This window comes from Streptomyces polyasparticus (genome assembly GCF_014493765.1).
GTDB classification, from domain to species: Bacteria; Actinomycetota; Actinomycetes; order Streptomycetales; family Streptomycetaceae; genus Streptomyces; species Streptomyces polyasparticus.
On record NZ_JACTVJ010000031.1, the window covers coordinates 17,556 to 34,382 of the forward strand.

The following is a 16,827-nucleotide window of genomic DNA, read 5'->3' on the forward strand; positions in this document are numbered from 1 at the left end:
GGTGGCATCAATGCGCGTCTGTGCAACGATCGTTAAGCGAGGGGAAACGATCCAGGGGGCGATCATGTTGGAGCGGCACGAACTGGAGGCGTTCCTCACGCTCGCCGAGGAGCTGCACTTCGGCCGCACGGCCGAGCGACTGCACCTCTCGACGGCCCGCGTCAGCCAGACGATCGCCAAGCTGGAACGCCGTATCGGGGTGCGCCTCTTCGACCGGACGAGCCGCAGCGTTCAACTGACTTCCGTGGGGCGTGACTTGGCCGAGGCGGTGGGCCCCGCATGGGACCGGATCACCGAAGCGGTCGCCCGCGCGGTGGCCGCGGGCCGTGGCCTGACGGGCACCCTCACGGTCGCCTTCACGGGCCCGGCGGCCGGCCAGCTGGTCGTGGGCATCGCCCAGACCTTCCGCGAACAGCACCCCGACTGCGAAGTCCGGATCCGGGAAGCCCAGTTCACGGACGTCGCCCCCTGGCTGCGCGCGGGCGAGGCGGACCTGGCGCTCACCCGGCACCCCTTCGACTTGCCGGACCTGGTCGAGGGCCCGGTCCTGGTGTCGGAGGCCCGTATGCTCGCGGTCCCGGCCGGCCACCCCTTCGCCCGCCAGGACTCCCCGAGCCTGCCTGCCGAGTCGCTCGCCCGCGTCACCCTCCTCCAGCACCCGGAAACGCTGCCGCCCTCGCTGCGCGACGACCTCTCCCCGCCGCGCACCCCCGCGGGCACACCGATCCCTCTCGGCCCGACGGCAGCCACCCTGAACGAACTCCTCACCCTGGTCGGCGCAGGCACGGGCACGGCCCTCACCGGCGCCCACACCCGCCGCTACTTCACCCGCCCCGACGTCGCGTACGTACCGCTGGACGGCATGCCCCCGGTGCGGTGGGGGCTGGTCTGGCGCGCGGGCGCGGAGTCGGAACGGGTGCGGGCGTTCGCGCAGGCGGCTTCGGGGCTGGTGGACTGAAGGGTTCCGGGCGCTGCCCTGCCCGGTGATCCCCGGCGCCGACATGTGATGACCGTGTGTCAGAAAATGTCAACTGTTGTGTCAGTGACGGCTGTTAACCTCCACGGACTACGGAAAGTTCGCTGCGGACTCGCCGTCCGACGACGTCGTGGCGTACAGGTACGAGTTCCTCGACGGTCCCTACCCCACGGTGAACGCCGACGGGTTGGGTGGCCCTGCTTCCTTCACGTACCTGCCCTTGAGCGCCGGCCCGAAGAGTGTCGCGGTTTCCGCCGTGGACCGTTCCGGGCGCCGCAGCATGCCCACCACATACGAGTTCATGGTGAAGGCGGGCCGGTCACCGATTGCCCAATGGAACCTGGCCGACCCGGCCGGCTCCCGCACCGCCGCCGCGGTCACCGGCCCGGGGGCCCGCGTCGGCACCGGAGTCGCCTTCGGCGCCCCCGCGCCCCAGGGCACGGCCCTCACGACTACCGCGTCCTTCGACGGCGGAGGCCATGGCTTCGTCACGCCGGACACGAAGATCGTCGACACGTCGAAGACCTTCGCGGTGAGCGCCTGGGTGCGGCCCGGCCGTACCGACCGCGCCATGACCGTGGCGTCCCAGGACGCGGCGGACGGCAGGGCCTTCACTCTGGGACTGCGCACGACGGCCGAAGCGCCGGTCTGGTCCTTCGACTTCGGGGGCGCCCGGGCCACCGGTGGTGCTCCGGAGACCGGCGAGTGGGCCCACGTGCTCGGCCTGTACGACGCCGAGACCGGCCTGGCCACGCTCTATGTCAACGGCCGGGCGGTGGGCGACGGACAGCGGGCCGAAGCCTCCGCGACGAGCGGGAACTTCCAGATCGGCCGCGCCCGGGGCAAGGACGGCTACCGGGACCGCTGGCAGGGGGAGATCGGCGGCGTACGCGTACACGACCGCGTGGTCGTTCCCACCGAGGTGACGGAGCTCGCCGCGCGCAAGGCCGCCGAGCGAGGCCACTGGGCGCTGGAGAACGCGGTGGACGGCGGCAGCCCGGAGCTGCACGGCGGTGAATCGCTGACCCTCGGTGAAGGTGCCTCGATCCACCGTCCCGTGACCTGTGGACCGGACGACCCCTTCTGCGAAGAGGCAGGGAGCCCCGCCCTCCAAGGCGCCGGCCATCTCGAACTCGACGGCAGGAACGGGTACGCCGCGACGGACCGCCCGGCCGTAGACACGGACGACAGCTTCACGGTCAGCGCCACGGTACGCCTGGCGGACTCGGCCCCCGACCGTCCGATGACGGTGCTCTCTCAGGCCGGCGAGCACAGGGACGCGTTCAAGGTCCGCTACGACCCGTCGGTCAGCCAGTGGCAGCTGGTGATGCCGGACGCCGATACGCCGGAGGCCGGGGAGACCGTGGTCGCCGTGTCCTCGGCGCCCGACGGCGGCATCGGCTCGGGCAGTGAGGTGACGGTCGTCTACGACGACGCCGCCGACCAGATCACGCTGTACGTCGACGGCGGCCGGGACCCGGAATCCCGGGCGAACCTGTCGAAGTCGTGGAAGAGCACCGGCGGACTCCAGGTCGGCCGGGCCAGGACGGCCGACGGCTGGGGCGAGTACCTGCACGGTGCCGTGGACGAGGTGCGGGTCTTCAGCGGCGCGGTCGAGGAAAGCCGGATCGGTTCGTTGCGCTGGGGCATCGACCAGTGACAGCGGACTGAACCACACAGGCCGCCCTCCCTCTAGATTCCCGGGGGAGGGCGGCCTGCATCAGCGCGGGGATCAGCCCACCAGCAACTCCCTCTTCAGTTCCCGCAGTTCCTTGGCGCTCAAGCCCAGGCCCTGCTTCTCGTACGCCGAGAACGAGCCGAACCTCTCCGAGACCTCCGCGAAGCCGGCGTTCAGGTACTCGGGCCGCACGTCAAGGAGCGGCTTGTAGACCTTCGCCTGCGCGGGCGTCATATGGGCGAGCGCCGCCGCGTTGGCCTCGGCGCGGTAGTCGTTCGAGGCCAGGTAGTCCGCCATGACCGTGGCGCGCGGAACGCCGAGTGCCGTGAGGAGGGCCGCGCCCGCCCAGCCCGTACGGTCCTTGCCGGCCGTGCAGTGGAAGAGGGCGCCGTCGCCCTCGACGAGACCGTCGAAGACCGTGCGGTAGGCGGTCTTGGCGGTGTCGCCGCCGACCATGAATTTCTCGCCCTCGACCATCATCGCGACCGCCTCGGACTCCGTCCTCGGCATGGTGACGAAGGCCTCCGAGCCCGCGAGGACGTCCGCGACCACGTACTGCGTGCCGGCCGGGACGCGGTCCGGGGCCGCCGCGCGCTCGGAGGCCATGCGCAGGTCGTAGTCCACGCGGATGCCCAGGCGCCGCAGCTTGGCGAGGTCCGCGTCCGTGAGCTTCTCCAGGGAGTCCGAGCGGTAGATCTCGCCCATCTTCACCCAGTGGCCGTCCGCCGTGCGATAGCCGCCCGCGTCACGGAAGTTGACCGTCCCGTCCAGTGGGATCAGGCGGTCGGCCAGGCGCAGGGAGTGGCCCCGGCCGGCGTCGAACGTGAACCACTGGCGGTCCGCCGCCGGCAGTCCGCGCACCGTGACGCGGCCGGAGGCGCCGCCGCGCGCGACGACCTCGCCGTTCGCCTCGACGGCGACCCGGCGTACCCCCGGCGCCTGCCACTCGACGACATACGAGCCGTCCTCGGCCGCCGTGACCGTCGCCTCCGTGAAGGGGATGGCGGCCCGGTGGTGACCGCGGTCGTGGGCGACGGCGGCCGGGGCCGGGGCGACGCCCGTGAGGGCCAGGGCGACGGCGGCGGAGAGCATGTGCGAGATCTTCATGGGGCGGATGCTGCGGGCCCCGCGAAAACGGCTGGTGAACGCCGGTCGTAAGAGGGCTGAAGCGTGAGAATCCCCATCGGTCCGGGCTCTGATCTCTGGCCGGGCGTTCGATTACAGTGCTGCGGACGGTGAGGGAGGCGTGAGGGGGGCTGCGGTGAGTGCCGGGACTGCCGTGTGGGGACGCGTCGAGCAGCAGGACTTCCGCAGCCGGGTGCGCGGCACCCTCCTCGGCTCCGCGCTCGGCGACGCCCTCGGGGCTCCCGTCTCCGCACTCGCCCTCGACCGGCTGCGCACGGCCCACGGCGCGGACGGCCTGCTCGAACCGGCCCCCGCGTACGGCCGCCGCGGCGCGGTGACCGCGGCCACGCAGCTGACGCTGTTCAGTGTGATGTCTAAAGGGTGGTTCCCCCCTCGGAGTGCTTGCACCCCTGCTGACCTGGGCAAACCCGCTCGTCAAGGTCGAGGATCAGTCTCAGCCCCGCCGCTACCGGCCCTGGTTCGTCGTCCAGCACACAAGCCAAGAGGTCTAGCTGCCGCGCGGTGAGGGTGACGTTCGTAGACCCCTCCCCGAGGACGTGTTCGCTGAAGATGGCGTGCATCTGCGTCATGGCTTGTTGCATGCGCAGGATCGCGCGTGCATCCGTTTCCATGGGCTTCCCTTCGATCAACTCCCGTTGATCTTAGGGCTCTCAGCGTGATCCTTACCCGACCACGCGAATATTGCCGTTGCCGCATAGACGGCCGTGCACCGCCCCCGTACCGTCGAAGCAACCGGCCCAACTGGGGTCGCACACAAGGGGGTTCCACCGTGGCGCGTGAAGAGCTGACCCGACTTACCGGCAACGTCGACGACCCGGAGTGCAGCAAGAACGACTGCCCCAACCTCTATCGCACGAAGAGCGGCTCCATAGTTGTGCAAGGCGATATCTCCGAAGCCTTCCAGCCCCCGCAGGGTGAGGCGCTGGTCGAGATTCCCGAGGCCATTCTCAAGGAGGCTGTACGTGCTCTTGGATGGTGAGGCGTGGGCCGCGAAATTCCGCGACTTCCGGCGCGAAGCCTGGCGCCTGGAGACACTGCCGGAATACCGCGTGCCCCAAGAGGCCGACGAAATCGCCGCGTTCCTCGCGGGCGAGCGAATCGACCTGCACGCCTACATGGAAACCGATGAGTACGTAGCCGACTTGCGCCGGGTGCGAACAGAGGGGAAGTCCAAAGGGCGGGTGCACATCGTCACGCGCCCGCTAAGCGACTATCTCGCCTACGAGTTCATGTACTACCTGCCGCACTCGCGGGCCGGTGAGGACATCCGGATTCTCGACGTGACCGACCGAGAGAACCCGCTCGACGGGGTCGAGGATTTCTGGCTCTTCGACACGTCCGAAGTGGTGCTCATGAACTATGCGCCGGACGGAACTCAGATCAGCCGCGAGCTATTCGAGGGTGACGTGTCTCCGTATCTCGAATACCAGCGCATCGCACTCGCCGAGTCGGTGCCCTTCGAGGAGTACGTGAAGGGCCTTGACGTTTGATCCGCAGGAGCTAGGCCGCAGCAGAGCGGACCTGGCACAAACGCTTAAGGATCTGCGCAAGCGGGCCGGGTGGACACAAACCCGGCTCGCTCAGCGTTGCGCCATGAGTCAGACGAAAATCTCGAACATCGAAAGCGGCAAGCTGACACCCACGCTGGTCGATGTGGAACTGATCCTCCGCGCCCTCGATGCGCCCGCCCAACTGGTCAGCGAAATAGCGGCACTCGCTCGTCTCGCCAACACGGAGTGGCAAGACAACTGGGCGTTGATGCGCCGGGGTCTCGACAAGCGGCAGAACGACCTAGCGGCATTCGAGCAGTCGTCAACGGTCTTCCGGTACTTCCTGCCAACGATGATCACGGGGCTACTTGCGACCCCCGAATACATCCGGGCGAGCCTTGCGGACGTTCCCGAGGTTCAGCGGCGCAAGACCGTTGCCAAGAAGGTAGAGCGGCAGGAAGTTCTCTACGACAAGTCGAAGCGCTTTACGTTCATCCTCACCGAACAAGCGGCCCGCTGGCCCCTTGTGTCGCCCGAGGCGCTTAGTGTGCAGATTCAGCACCTGGCCGCGCTGGCACAACTCACCAACGTCACCATTGGAGTTCTCCCACTGGTGTCGCGCGAACCCGTCCCCGCACCGTTGAACGTCTTCTCCGTCTATGACGAGCGATTGGCGACGGTCGAGATTCAGACCGGCGTAATGATGTTCCGAGACCGCCGTGACGTGTCTGCGTATCTCGAAGAATTCTCCGGGTACGAAGCGCGGGCGCTCTTCGGTGCGGACGCCCGAGCGAAGCTGACGGAGTGGGCGGACGCGTGCCGGTGATCATTTACCCGACAAGGCGCATGTTCCTCGCCACCGCCGACCGAGGCGCCGAAGGATGGGCGCATGACCGAGCGAATGCAGGATGCAGAGGAGGCACGCGCCGCGCTCTCAACCGCGTTGCGCAGTGCCGGGATTTCGTTCCCGGGTACTGACTTGGGCTTCCGGCCGCGCCCCGGGGCCAAGACGAAGAACTCCTATGCCTTGATCGACCTGGGGGCGATTTCCGCACCCGTAGCGCTCAAGCTCGCCGAAGTCGTCTCGCGCGGGGCACAGGAATGAATGCCCGTGCGAGCGAGTTACGCGCCCTTCCGTGGTCGGGGCCGGACGGCCGCCGTTGCTATGCACAGGAGGGCACAGGCTGGCTCTCGGCCTTCGCCGATGAGGTCGAGAGCCAGCAACTCACCATGGGGCACACGATCTTGGAACGCACCGCCGAGATCGTCAGCAACGGCGCCACTGAGACGGAGCTTGCCTTCCTCGTGGCGCGGCTGACCGAGGCTCTGCGGGATGCGCTGGCGGTCGCCGAATGCCGAGGTGAGCGGCTGCTCGTTGCGGACGCGAGCAACCCCGCAGACGGCGACCACGGGCCGCGCTGGACCCCTCCGGCAAATGCCTTCGGCTGATCTTGTGCGCATGGCTCTCTCCCGGCATGAGACCTAGCATGACGGGTCATGACGGACCGTCAGCGGGGCAGGTGGCTGGAGATCGCAGACATTGAGTCGGCGAGGCTCGGCCGGTGGCTGCCCGGTGAGCCCTACGGCGGGCAAGAACGCCTGCGGAAGATCTACCGCACCAACGCCCACACCGCGCGCAAGGTGATCGAAGAGCTGGAACACCGGGGCATCATCCGGCGCGTGGCGACGGTGTGGGGGCACGGGCGCGCGTACGTGTCCACGGGGCGCGGGGTGCTCTACGACGGCGACCCGGTGCCGAAGCTGCCCGAACACGATCTCAACGCCATTGCGCAGATCTGGCACACGGATACGGGTTACTGCCCGGTGTGCTGGGGGCCCCGCAGCGGGCTGCGGCACACCGTCTGGGGATACGCCTGCGCCCGGTGCGTGAGGATCGGCAAGGTGCTGACCGACACCTGAAGGGCGAGAGCGCATTGTTCACTGTGCGTAACTGAAAGGGCCTCGCCGGCGACCCCGGGTGGGCATATATGTCCGGATTCGCTGGTAACTCGTGGTGATCCACGGGAAGATGGGGGCATGCCCAAACTGCGACGTGCCGATGCGTTCGCCGACATGACGGATGCTCAGGTTCGCGAAGCCTTCAACACCGCGCACAGGCTATGGCAGGAGACCGGTGTCGAAGACGAGCAGTACCGCGCGCTCCTCGCCGAGGTCTTCGCCCGCTTCTGGATCCACCCCTCGATGCGGGGCAGGAAGCGGAGCGAACGACAGGGCCGCGCCACTTCCGAACGGAGATCAGCATGACCATCCTGACCGATCAGCACAGCACACTCACCGTCGGCGAGTACGGCCGCACACCGGAGCCGATCGACTATGGCCGGTTCTTCGATGAGCTGCACACCCACGGCGGGCAGAAGCGGCAGCGCATCGCCGAGTCTGACCCGCTTCTCTCGCTCCTCGCCGATCTCGACGACCCGAGCGAGTCCACCCCGGACGGGGGCGCGTTCGGTGAACTCCTCGAAGCGGTCAACACCCTGGACGACCGGACGCCGAAGGTGGAACACGTGATCCTCCGCGAGTCGTCGGGCGTACTTCTCTATGCCGAAGCTGGGTAACCTGATCAATGACGAGTGACGACGTCACGGAACCAAGAGCCCCCGCCGGAGCGGGGGCTTCTTGGTGTCAGCAGTCGAAAGCCGCGCGCGGTTGAGTGCGCTGCTCCTCGTTCATCAACTCAGCCGCCATGCTCAAGATCATGTGACGACGCGTCATGGTCCACTGCTCGGGCACCGGGTAGTCAGCCGGTAGAGCCCGCTCGACCTTGTCCACCACATCGCCCGTCGTGAAGCTGACGCCGGTCTCGTTGGCGACGTAGGCCACATCCATCAGCGCCGACGCGATGCGCTCGAAGAGGTCCCGCGTCAGGGTGCCGTTCGGCAGTTCATCCGTGTGCATGCCAGGTTCAACGCCCACGGGGCCCACGTAGGCACGGATGTACGCCCCTCAGCCGGGGCCCCATTTACGGATCGATATCTGAATTGCGTTTTCTATTTAGGTATCAGGGGTTTCCTGCTCGGTCTCGGCCGTCCGCAGCGGCGCGTTCTGTTTCCTCTCTCCTGGCTCTTCCGGCTGCACCGTGCGACCCGTCGGCATCGTCGTGCACATCGTCGGCGTCATGGCCGTCACGCATCCGTGCGTGGTGCTGCTCGTGGTCGTCGTCGGCATGGTCGTGCTGATCGTTGGGCGTGAAGGTGGCGAACGTTGTGCCGGTGTCCGGGGTGGTGGTGAGCGTGCGCTTCGAGGGGGTCTCAGATTCTTGCTTATGAGACGGGTCTCATTTGGGGTGCCGGAGTGCAGAATCAGGTGGCGATGTGTCCGGTTTTGCACACACTCCCCGGCGGCATCGCATCTGTGGCGTCACGGACCTACTTGTGAGACCCCCTGATTCATGCTTAGGTCTGCCCCATGGTGAACATTGAGACTTCTGAGACGGGCACCCCGACCGGCTACGTCTACGGCTACGCCCGCGTATCCACCACAGCGCAGGATCTCACCCGGCAGCTTGACCGGCTGGCCGCCGCTGGTGTCCCTGACGAGCGGATCTACGTCGACAAGAAGACGGGCACCGACTTCGAGCGTGAGGGCTTGGCCGACGTGCTCGGGCAGCTCCGCCCCGGAGATGTACTGATGCTCGACTCTCTCGACCGGCTCGGCCGCACCATGCACAAGATGCTGTCGTTGGCACACGAGCTGATCGAGAAGGGCGTGTTCCTCGTGGTGCTCGGCGGCCCCATCCCCTTCGACACCCGCAACCCCGGGCCGCAGACGGACATGGCTATCGCCATGCTCGGATTCCTCAGCGAGGTTGAACTCATCTTCCAGCGCGAGCGGCGCGCCTCCGCGCGTGCCAGTCGCGAGGCACGCGGCGGCAGTTGGGGCCGCCCGGTCAAGGGTGACCGTGACGCCGTGCTCGCTGACTTCGCGGCTGGCATGTCCGCCCGTGAGGTCATGACCAAGCACGACATCAGCCGTGCCACCGCATTCCGGATCAAGGCCACTGCGCAGACTGAGACCCCTTCTGAGACTCCGGTCGTTGAGCACCAGGACGTGACCGGCGGGCCGACTCCGGATGTACGTCAAGACGTTGACGTACAGGATGCAAGCGAGACGTACGCGGCGAGCGCGGCCGACGAAGACGACGAGCACGAGAACGAGACCGCATTCGGTCTGTGGCTGCCCGCTGCTCTGCACAGTCACCTCTGTGAGGGCGACGGACTTGACGGTCTGACCGTGAAGCGGCACGGCAACAGGTACATGCTCTACGCGACCCGTGTGCAGCACCGGGACGTGCTGGGCCTGTGTCGGGTGCTGGCCGATGGCACCAAGAGCGAGCGTGCCGCCTACGCGCGGTATGCGGAGGCTGTAGCGGGCAGCTAAGCGCTCCACGGAGTAGCCCCGGCGTTCCGAGACGCCGGGGCTTTGTCATGCCCGCACGCGGGCGCTCAGCCCCATTGCATCGGGTCCGGGTGCCGGTCCGCCCCCTGGAACCTTGAGCGGCACAAAGGGCACCGACGAGACCGAGGCGACGGCCGCTTGCCCGGCACCCGGTCCGGGGTCCACGGGGTTGGCTTCGACACCATCCACCTCACTCGCCCCGACCGAACCCTAAGCGGGTAGAGCCCGGACTTCTGCAAGCTCTTGGCCGCCTGACTCTTCGTCAGCCCCCATGACGTCAGGATCGGATATGCCTCGGTTGACCAGAGGTACCTCTCAGGTCGGACGCTCACGAACTCGTACAGCCGTCGACCGGCCTCCGTCGTCGTCATCGCGTGCATGGTGTCCATGGTGGGGCTAGAGCGCTCATGCCTACCAAGGATCCGGGACCGTGTCCTCCTCCTCTTCCTCCTCGGGCGTCCAACACTTCGGGAATGGGAGCCCGGTGTGTTCGCACACGATCTCGGTCGCTGCGTAGATGGAGAGGCTGAGCGAACCGGCCACGACCGCCACCGCGATCACAGCATGGTCGGGAAGCGCGGGCTCACTGACGAGACCCGCGAACCACTCCGGCACCTCGTCGAAGTCCCTCCCGTCCGGGTCCCGCTCCCACTCCTTCAGGGTGTCCACGAAGGTCACTTCAAGGTCAGTGCACGTTGGAGCCAGCTCCTCGCCGACGCCGATGCCAGATAGCGCGGTGAGCCTCATGATCCCTGGACTGAGGTAGGGAGTCTCCGGTGTCCGGGGGGTGGGGATGTTGTTTTGGACATCCGTCAGGATGTGCGCCGGGGCGGCGGGGGCGCTCTGCGCCCCGCCCCGGCGCTTAGAAGGCTCTTTAGAGCCTTCTTTAGAACCACAAAACCCCAGGTCAGAGGTGGCTTTTGGTGCCCCCTCGGGTCGGTGGTGATCCTTCTGATTTTCGCTTGGGTCACCTGTGACCCCATTGATTTCTACTTGGTCCACTGGTGACCCAACTGATTTCGGCGGCCGACCGGCTCCGGGCCTCTTTCCGCCGAGTCCCGTCGGCCACTTCGCGTTCCTGTTGCCGTACTGCTCGCGGAGAATGCGACGTGTTTCCCTACGCAGGGGCGGACGACGTACGCGGTCGGGACCGTCCTTGATGAGCGCGGCTTTGAGCTCTTCGAGGTGGTACCAACCCGCCTCGGGCGGGGTGGTGCGGACGTAGTAGCCCTGCCCTCGGGGCGCCGGGCGGAGCCAGCCCTTGTCTACGAGTTCCTTCTTCCATCGCTTGGTCTTCGATAGCGATGGCGGAATGGGGAGGAGGGTTGCATCCCATTCGGCGGCGATGAACACACCGAGTTCCTTGTCTGGGATGTAGACGGGTGGCGGTGAGGCGGCCAGGCGCTCGGTCTTGAATAACTGGCTGAGGTAAGCGAGGTACACCCTTAGTGCGCCATTGCTCACCGGGATGGAGAGCATCCAGCTCGGCACCAGGAACTGCCACCGCACGTAAGGCTTCGGCTCCGACTCCTCGGATTTCTTCGAATTAGTGCGGGGTTGAGCGGGGTCTGTTCGCTTGTTTCCCATTGGGCATCGCTCCGTACGTGTGCGATACCGTGCCGCCCAGAGATGCCCTACTATGAAGAAGTGCTCGGCACGGCACAGATGGTCATGGTTCAGAGATAGGCCCCTTCCGGGAAGTCGGGGCCTTTTCTCATGTCCAGGATAGATCCAGCAGTAGGGGTACCCGAACCGCTCACACCCGAACTAAGTTCGGATGACCTTTCCCGAGTGAATGGGTGACCTTTTCGCGGTGCAAGATCCATGGGCGAGCGTTTAAATCAATGCTTGGGGTGTTGAAATTGATACCCCGGTCCCAATCTTGCCGATATTCATATCGGACCTTCAAGTCTTTCCGGTGAACGCGGCTCCCCTGGGCATGGAGAACGGCCCTACCCTCCAGGTCATGGAAGATAAGGCCGCTACTAAGGAAGAGTGTTGGGCTCAGTTCTGGCGCATCATGCTTCCTGAGATTCGGCGGGTTGATGCGGCCAGGAGGGCACAATCTCAATCCGCGACGGATACCCCCTCGGTGTCCGGTGAATGCGAATCTCTCGGATCACGGAGCGCAAGCTGGCCTGCTTGACCGAAACTTTCATTTTTGGATCGTGCCAGCGGTCTACGAGATTACCGATTGCCTCCATGTGAGGCGTACTTGCCGAACGGTGCCGGTCTTCGGCATCAGCGATCTGAGCTGCGTACATATCGCGTTGTGCGACCAGTTCCTTTTGCTTCCGCTCGTAGGTCGCGCCATCAATCTCGCCCTCTAGCTTCAGGTCGAGCAAGTTATCCAACTTGGCCTGTGCCTTTTCAAGTCTGGGGCGAAGTTCTTTGAGACGTGCTTCCGCAGTGTCTCGGACTTCCGTGGCGGCCTCCTCGGCAAGCGCGGCAGTCTCGCCGGTGCGCTGTTCTTCGAGCCATTGCAGGACGGCGGACTCCACGGACGTAAGGCGTACCTGTGCCCCCGCACACGTCTTTGGCGCATCGAGTGCGTGACGGCAGTTGAACATCTTCACCTTCTCCGTGCGGGTCGAGTCGCTGTAGGTCGTTCCGGCCTTGTACTTCCCTCCGCAGGGTCCCCCGCTCTTGTCGTTGCTGGCGCACCAGAGGAGACCTGATACCGAATACTTGCCCTTGTCGCTGCGACTTGCCTTTTCCGGAGACTGGCTGCGGCGCTTGCGCTTGTATGCCTCCCAGAGTTCCAGTGAAACGAGCGCTGCGTGTTCGCCCTTCTGCCACCGGTCGTAATGCTCCGGCCGGTTGCTGGGATACCGCTTCTTGTAGAGCGGGTGCTTAAGGGGAAGCGTGCGCCCCCTGAGGAGTCCGGCAATGAATCCGGAGTCCAGAGCGGCGAACCATTGGGATACGCCCATCTTCTTTCCGGCGAGAGAGCGCACACCGCGCTCGTACATTTCTAGCGCGAGCGCAGATGCACCCTCACCGTTTACCCACCGCTTCATAAACTCGGCGGCGTACGGCCCGCGCGCAGGATCCACAACCAGAATCCCTTTACATGCTTTGCACTTGGCGTAACGGCGGTGCACGCTTCCGTTCTTGAGTGTTTCCTCAACAACGATGCATTCCGGGCACCGCATGTACCCGAAGCGTGCGGACCCGTTGTGCGGACGACCGTTCGCACGTCGCTTCTCGTGGGTGTCTCTCCAGTAATCGCCGCGAGTCTCGGACTCTTCCGAGTCGAGGAGATAGGCCATCTTTCGACGGAGGCGCCCCGCGCGGGTGTTGGGGTCTTCCGACTCCATGACGGATACGAGGATCCCGCCCGCGCTGCTCAGTTCCTTTTCATAGACGCGGTTCTCGGTGTCGTTGCGTCCCCAACGAGAAAGGCGCATCACGAGGATTCCGTCTGCCTCGCCGTCCGCAACCGCAGAGATGTACTTGCGTACCTTGCGCTTGGAGAACTCTGTCCCGGACATGTCGAGGTCCGGTTCGTATTTCCCGACCAGCGTCACGTTATGGCGCTCGGCGAACGCTGCCATCTTGTCGAACTGGTCAGCATCGGATTCCGAGTCCTCATGAAGCTGAGAGACTCGACCGTACGGAATGAGTCGCATTCCGTCGTAGGGGTTTTCCAACACCGGGGTTGCCCTCCCTGATGTGCGCCGACCTGGCCGTCGGCGCGGCCCCGCCCCATCGGCGGGGGAACCATCCTTTGGATAGCACACTCTTCACCGTGGACGGGCTGATACGGGCGCATGTACGCCGCGACACCGGCGCCTGGCATCCGCCGACCGATCTGCACCGCGCGTACCGGCGCTGGGCCGTCACCCAGAACGAATGGGGACCGGACGAGCGCCGCAAGGACGACGGCTGGCTGGCGCGCGAGGAATGGCTGTACGCGCGGCGCGACCCGGACCGTGCGCTGCTCGCGGGCTTCGGCGACGAGCGGCTCGGCACGCTCCAGGAGCCCAAGAACCCCATGGAGCGCGGGCCTTCGGCCGCGACCCGCTCCGCGCCGTTCGGGCTGCTCGTCGGCTGGGAGCCGCAGCTGGTCCTGCAGCTCGCCGTGGAGTGCGCGGCCCAGTCGCACGGCCACCCCACGGCGTATCTGAGCGCCGGTGCCTTCGCCGTCCTGGTGCACGCGCTCGCCCGCGGGGAGTCCCTGGACGCGGCGGTGCAGCGTGCGCTCGCGCTGGTCGCCACCCGGCCCGGGCACCAGCCGGTCACCGACGCGCTGCAGCAGGCCCTCGGTTCCGTACGGCAGGGCATGCCGACCCCCGGCCGTGTGGACGCCCTCGCGGCCGGACGTACGGCCGAGTCCTCGCTCGCCGCGGCCGTCTACTGCGCGCTGGTCTGCGAGGACATACGGCACGGTCTGCGCCTGGCCGTGAACCACGGCGGCGACTCGTCCGCGGTCGCGGCCCTGGCCGGCGCCCTGCTCGGCGCCATGCACGGCGAGACGGCGCTGCCGCCGGCCTGGCTGACCGAACTCGAAGGCCGCGCCGCCCTGTTGGAGCTGTCCGACGACTTCGCCATGGAGATGACCCAGTCCGCGGCCCTGCACGGACCGGGTACCTCCGCCCCGGGCTGGCTGGCCCGCTACCCGCGCGGCTGACCGCCGGGGACCGCCGCCGTCACGCCCGTCCGACGAGCTCGGTGCAGGGCGTCAGGTGGTAGGACCGGACGAACTCCACCGGGTTGCGCCAGTTCGGCATCAGCCGGTCCAGCGCGGCCCAGTCCTCGTCTTCCACGGCCTGCAGCGTCATGGCCTTGTACTCCCAGAAACGCTGCACTCCCTCCTCGGTGGCACAGCCGTCCTTGAGATCGCCCTTGCGGTCGAGGATCGCATTGCGTACGTGCTCGCCGAAGGCCGTCGGGTCGCCGCAGATCAGCGTCCGGTTCGCCTCGTTGAGATCGCCGCCGTGCAGCGGCCAGACCCGCTGGCGCGCCTCCCGGTAGGCGGAGATCCCGCCCTGCCAGTCGTACGGCTGCATCGACTGCCAGGAGTCGAGCGCCTTGAGCCGCTCCGCGCCGACGGGCTTGGCCGCGAGCTCTTCCTCGGGCGGGCAGAGCAGCCGCTCGAACTGCGCGACCAGTTCGCCCTCGTCGGCGGGGGCGGCGTGCGCCGCGGCGGGCAGCGCGGTCAGCGCGAGCGCGGCCGAGCAGCCGGCGAGGAGGGCGCGCAGGGCCAGGGAACGTCTGGGCATGGGGGTCCGCCTTCATACGTGGGGGAGTGGTGCTTGAGCTGCCTCCATGCCTGTCATCGGACCCACCGCAATGCAACGCAACGCGCCGCCCGCGGGAATCTCCACGAGCGGCGCGCCCCGCGATCGGCGACTAGCTCCGCGCCTTCGACCGCTCCTCCGCGGAGACCGTGGACTGCCCCGGGATCAGGACCGGGTCCGCCAGGAACTTCCGCTCCAGCTCCTCGCGTTCCGCATCGCTCGGGTCGTCGTCCAGGGAGTCGACGATCGCCTCGCGATCCGGGCTGCCCTCCGGCTTGACCAGGCCGATCACCACGTACAGGACGAGGGAGGTGACCAGCGGGCTGGAGACCGTGATCGTCTGGCTGGCGTCCTCGACACCCCAGTACAGCCACGCCCATACGGCCAGACCGCCGGCCCACGAGACCAGCGCCGCCGTCGGTCCGGTGCGCTTGAACCAGGGGAGCAGTCCCAGCATCAGCGGTATCGAGATCGGACCCATGGTGGCCGCGACGATCGAGACCACGACCGTGAGGATGAAGCCCTTCGGATCAGCGGTCAGTGCGATCGTCATCGAGACGGCGACGAACGCGACCGTGGTGATCCGGGCGAAGAGCAGCTGCTGGGCCTGCGTGAAGTAGCGGACCTTCTTCACGATGACCGGGGCGAGGTCGCGGGTGATGACCGCGGTGATGACGTTGGAGTCGGAGGCGACCATCGCCATGGTGTGGGAGAAGAACCCGGCGAGGACCAGACCGATGATGCCGGTCGGCAGGAGCTCCTTGGCGAGCGCGATGTACGCGCCCTCGCCGCCTTCGAGACCGGGCACGATCAGGGGCGCGGCGATCATCGGGACGAAGAGGATGAACGGCCAGACCAGCCACAGGGCGCTGGACAGGAGCGCGGACTTCTTGGCGCGCGAGCCGGTGGGCGCGGCCATGTAGCGCTGGGCCAGGTTCCACATGCCGCCGTTGTACTCGAAGGTCTTGACCACGAGGAACGCCATGATCAGGCCGGTGGTGATGGAGCCGTTGACCGGATCGGAGTGGCCCTCGGGCAGATCGCCCCAGAAGGTGAACAGCGAGCCGAAGCCGCCGAGATGGGCGAGGACCGCGAAGAGCATCGCGAAGCCGGCGATGGCCTGGATGATGAACTGGCCGAAGTCGGTGAGGACATCGGCCCACAGTCCGCCGAAGGCCATGTAGAACATGGTGCAGACACCGGTGATCGCGATGCCCCAGCCGAGCGGGATGTCCGCGAAGCCCTGCAGGAGCACGGCGATCGCGACCCACTTGGCGGCGATGTCCACGACCTTGAGCAGCGCTCCGGAGTACGCGAGCACCTGCTGCGTCGGCAGGTTGTAGCGCACGGCCAGGTAGGCGAGCGGGGAGTTCACGCCGTGCTTGGCACGCAGCCGGTTCCAGCGGGGAGCGAAGAGGAACGCGCCGACGCCGACGCCGAGTCCGATGGTCAGCGGCCACCAGAAGTAGACGGTGACACCGTCGTTGTACGCGACCGCCGCGAAGGTCACGAACATGATCGCGCTGTAGCCGGACATGTGGTGCGAGATGCCCGAGAGCCACCACGGGATACGGCCGCGGGCGGTGAAGAAGTCGGCGATGTTCTCGACGCGCTTCTTCGACCAGAGTCCGATGCCCACCATCACGAGGAAGTAGGCACCGAGTACGACCCAGTCGAGACTTTCCATGTGTCCCCTCCAGGGGTCCGTCGCCAGCCGCAGCCCGCTCATGGTGGGTTCGCGCAAGGGGCCGCGACAACAGGACGTAAGGTCAAGGGACAGTAAAATCGTTCCGGTTGAGGATTGTCGTTCACGTACATGACCATCGTCGGCTGGTCCCCGAACGCACGAAGGCGGTACGGGAGTTGTCTCCCGTACCG

General features: G+C 66.8%; 18 protein-coding genes and 2 pseudogenes. 13 read left to right on the forward strand and 7 right to left on the reverse strand.

From position 1 onward, the window contains the following. Window positions 1–64 precede the first annotated feature (64 nt). Both H9Y04_RS41290 and H9Y04_RS41295 read left to right on the forward strand, forming a co-directional pair. On the forward strand, window positions 65–958 hold the full coding sequence (locus H9Y04_RS41290) for a LysR family transcriptional regulator (protein ID WP_187819411.1): 894 nt from the start codon (window positions 65–67) through the stop codon (window positions 956–958). Window positions 959–1,256: 298 nt separating this feature from the next. Continuing rightward, complete coding sequence (locus tag H9Y04_RS41295; protein WP_236072077.1) at window positions 1,257–2,636, forward strand: LamG domain-containing protein; 1,380 nt, start codon at window positions 1,257–1,259, stop codon at window positions 2,634–2,636. Window positions 2,637–2,708: 72 nt separating this feature from the next. On the opposite strand, the gene H9Y04_RS41300 is transcribed toward H9Y04_RS41295, so the two are convergent. Continuing rightward, the gene (locus H9Y04_RS41300; protein WP_187819412.1) at window positions 2,709–3,761 is read right to left on the reverse strand and encodes a tyrosine-protein phosphatase; all 1,053 of its coding nucleotides are present in this window, start codon (window positions 3,759–3,761) and stop codon (window positions 2,709–2,711) included. 154 nt (window positions 3,762–3,915) lie between these two features. Here H9Y04_RS41300 and H9Y04_RS47195 point away from each other — a divergent pair. Next, a pseudogene (locus H9Y04_RS47195) lies at window positions 3,916–4,218 on the forward strand (ADP-ribosylglycohydrolase family protein); the annotation flags it as partial. Here H9Y04_RS47195 and H9Y04_RS47200 read toward each other — a convergent pair. Then, window positions 4,154–4,411, reverse strand: a complete 258-nt coding sequence (locus H9Y04_RS47200) for a hypothetical protein (RefSeq protein ID WP_236072094.1) — start codon at window positions 4,409–4,411, stop codon at window positions 4,154–4,156. The pseudogene H9Y04_RS47195 and the gene H9Y04_RS47200 overlap by 65 nt on opposite strands. Window positions 4,412–4,569: 158 nt before the next feature. On the opposite strand from H9Y04_RS47200, the gene H9Y04_RS41310 reads away from it, so the two are divergent. The 8 genes from H9Y04_RS41310 to H9Y04_RS41345 all read left to right on the forward strand — a co-directional run bounded on the left by H9Y04_RS41310 (window position 4,570) and on the right by H9Y04_RS41345 (window position 7,866). Then, window positions 4,570–4,779: a hypothetical protein gene (locus H9Y04_RS41310; RefSeq protein ID WP_187819414.1), complete on the forward strand. Its 210-nt coding sequence runs from the start codon at window positions 4,570–4,572 to the stop codon at window positions 4,777–4,779. Then, the gene (locus tag H9Y04_RS41315) at window positions 4,763–5,290 is read left to right on the forward strand and encodes a DUF6879 family protein (protein WP_187819415.1); all 528 of its coding nucleotides are present in this window, start codon (window positions 4,763–4,765) and stop codon (window positions 5,288–5,290) included. The genes H9Y04_RS41310 and H9Y04_RS41315 overlap by 17 nt, the downstream gene beginning before the upstream one ends. Next, complete coding sequence (locus H9Y04_RS41320; RefSeq protein WP_187819416.1) at window positions 5,280–6,116, forward strand: helix-turn-helix domain-containing protein; 837 nt, start codon at window positions 5,280–5,282, stop codon at window positions 6,114–6,116. Before H9Y04_RS41315 ends, H9Y04_RS41320 begins: the two co-directional genes overlap by 11 nt. A 63-nt stretch (window positions 6,117–6,179) precedes the next feature. Beyond that, the gene (locus H9Y04_RS41325; protein ID WP_187819417.1) at window positions 6,180–6,395 is read left to right on the forward strand and encodes a hypothetical protein; all 216 of its coding nucleotides are present in this window, start codon (window positions 6,180–6,182) and stop codon (window positions 6,393–6,395) included. 125 nt (window positions 6,396–6,520) lie between these two features. Then, window positions 6,521–6,739: a hypothetical protein gene (locus H9Y04_RS46295; protein ID WP_214662169.1), complete on the forward strand. Its 219-nt coding sequence runs from the start codon at window positions 6,521–6,523 to the stop codon at window positions 6,737–6,739. Between the two features lie 48 nt (window positions 6,740–6,787). Beyond that, the gene (locus H9Y04_RS41335; protein ID WP_187819419.1) at window positions 6,788–7,210 is read left to right on the forward strand and encodes a helix-turn-helix domain-containing protein; all 423 of its coding nucleotides are present in this window, start codon (window positions 6,788–6,790) and stop codon (window positions 7,208–7,210) included. A 117-nt stretch (window positions 7,211–7,327) separates the two neighbouring features. After that, window positions 7,328–7,555 (forward strand): hypothetical protein, encoded by a 228-nt coding sequence (locus H9Y04_RS41340; RefSeq protein ID WP_187819420.1) that lies wholly within the window; start codon window positions 7,328–7,330, stop codon window positions 7,553–7,555. Next, on the forward strand, window positions 7,552–7,866 hold the full coding sequence (locus H9Y04_RS41345; protein WP_187819421.1) for a hypothetical protein: 315 nt from the start codon (window positions 7,552–7,554) through the stop codon (window positions 7,864–7,866). Before H9Y04_RS41340 ends, H9Y04_RS41345 begins: the two co-directional genes overlap by 4 nt. Window positions 7,867–7,933: 67 nt before the next feature. On the opposite strand, the gene H9Y04_RS41350 is transcribed toward H9Y04_RS41345, so the two are convergent. Next, on the reverse strand, window positions 7,934–8,206 hold the full coding sequence (locus H9Y04_RS41350; RefSeq protein WP_187819422.1) for a hypothetical protein: 273 nt from the start codon (window positions 8,204–8,206) through the stop codon (window positions 7,934–7,936). Between the two features lie 510 nt (window positions 8,207–8,716). Here H9Y04_RS41350 and H9Y04_RS41355 point away from each other — a divergent pair. After that, window positions 8,717–9,688 (forward strand): recombinase family protein, encoded by a 972-nt coding sequence (locus H9Y04_RS41355; RefSeq protein WP_187819423.1) that lies wholly within the window; start codon window positions 8,717–8,719, stop codon window positions 9,686–9,688. Window positions 9,689–10,117: 429 nt separating this feature from the next. On the opposite strand, the gene H9Y04_RS41360 is transcribed toward H9Y04_RS41355, so the two are convergent. Both H9Y04_RS41360 and H9Y04_RS41365 read right to left on the reverse strand, forming a co-directional pair. Beyond that, entirely contained in the window at window positions 10,118–11,293 is a 1,176-nt protein-coding gene (locus tag H9Y04_RS41360; RefSeq protein ID WP_187819424.1) for a hypothetical protein, read from the reverse strand. 431 nt (window positions 11,294–11,724) lie between these two features. Continuing rightward, window positions 11,725–13,362, reverse strand: a complete 1,638-nt coding sequence (locus H9Y04_RS41365; protein WP_187819425.1) for a recombinase family protein — start codon at window positions 13,360–13,362, stop codon at window positions 11,725–11,727. A gap of 56 nt (window positions 13,363–13,418) precedes the next feature. Here H9Y04_RS41365 and H9Y04_RS41370 point away from each other — a divergent pair. Next, window positions 13,419–14,339, forward strand: a pseudogene (locus H9Y04_RS41370) (ADP-ribosylglycohydrolase family protein); the annotation flags it as partial. A gap of 19 nt (window positions 14,340–14,358) precedes the next feature. Here H9Y04_RS41370 and H9Y04_RS41375 read toward each other — a convergent pair. Both H9Y04_RS41375 and H9Y04_RS41380 read right to left on the reverse strand, forming a co-directional pair. Next, window positions 14,359–14,931 (reverse strand): hypothetical protein, encoded by a 573-nt coding sequence (locus H9Y04_RS41375; RefSeq protein WP_187819426.1) that lies wholly within the window; start codon window positions 14,929–14,931, stop codon window positions 14,359–14,361. Between the two features lie 130 nt (window positions 14,932–15,061). Further along, window positions 15,062–16,636 carry a sodium:solute symporter family protein gene (locus H9Y04_RS41380; RefSeq protein ID WP_187819427.1) on the reverse strand — a complete coding sequence of 525 codons (1,575 nt, stop codon included), beginning with the start codon at window positions 16,634–16,636 and terminating at the stop codon, window positions 15,062–15,064. Window positions 16,637–16,827 lie beyond the last annotated feature (191 nt).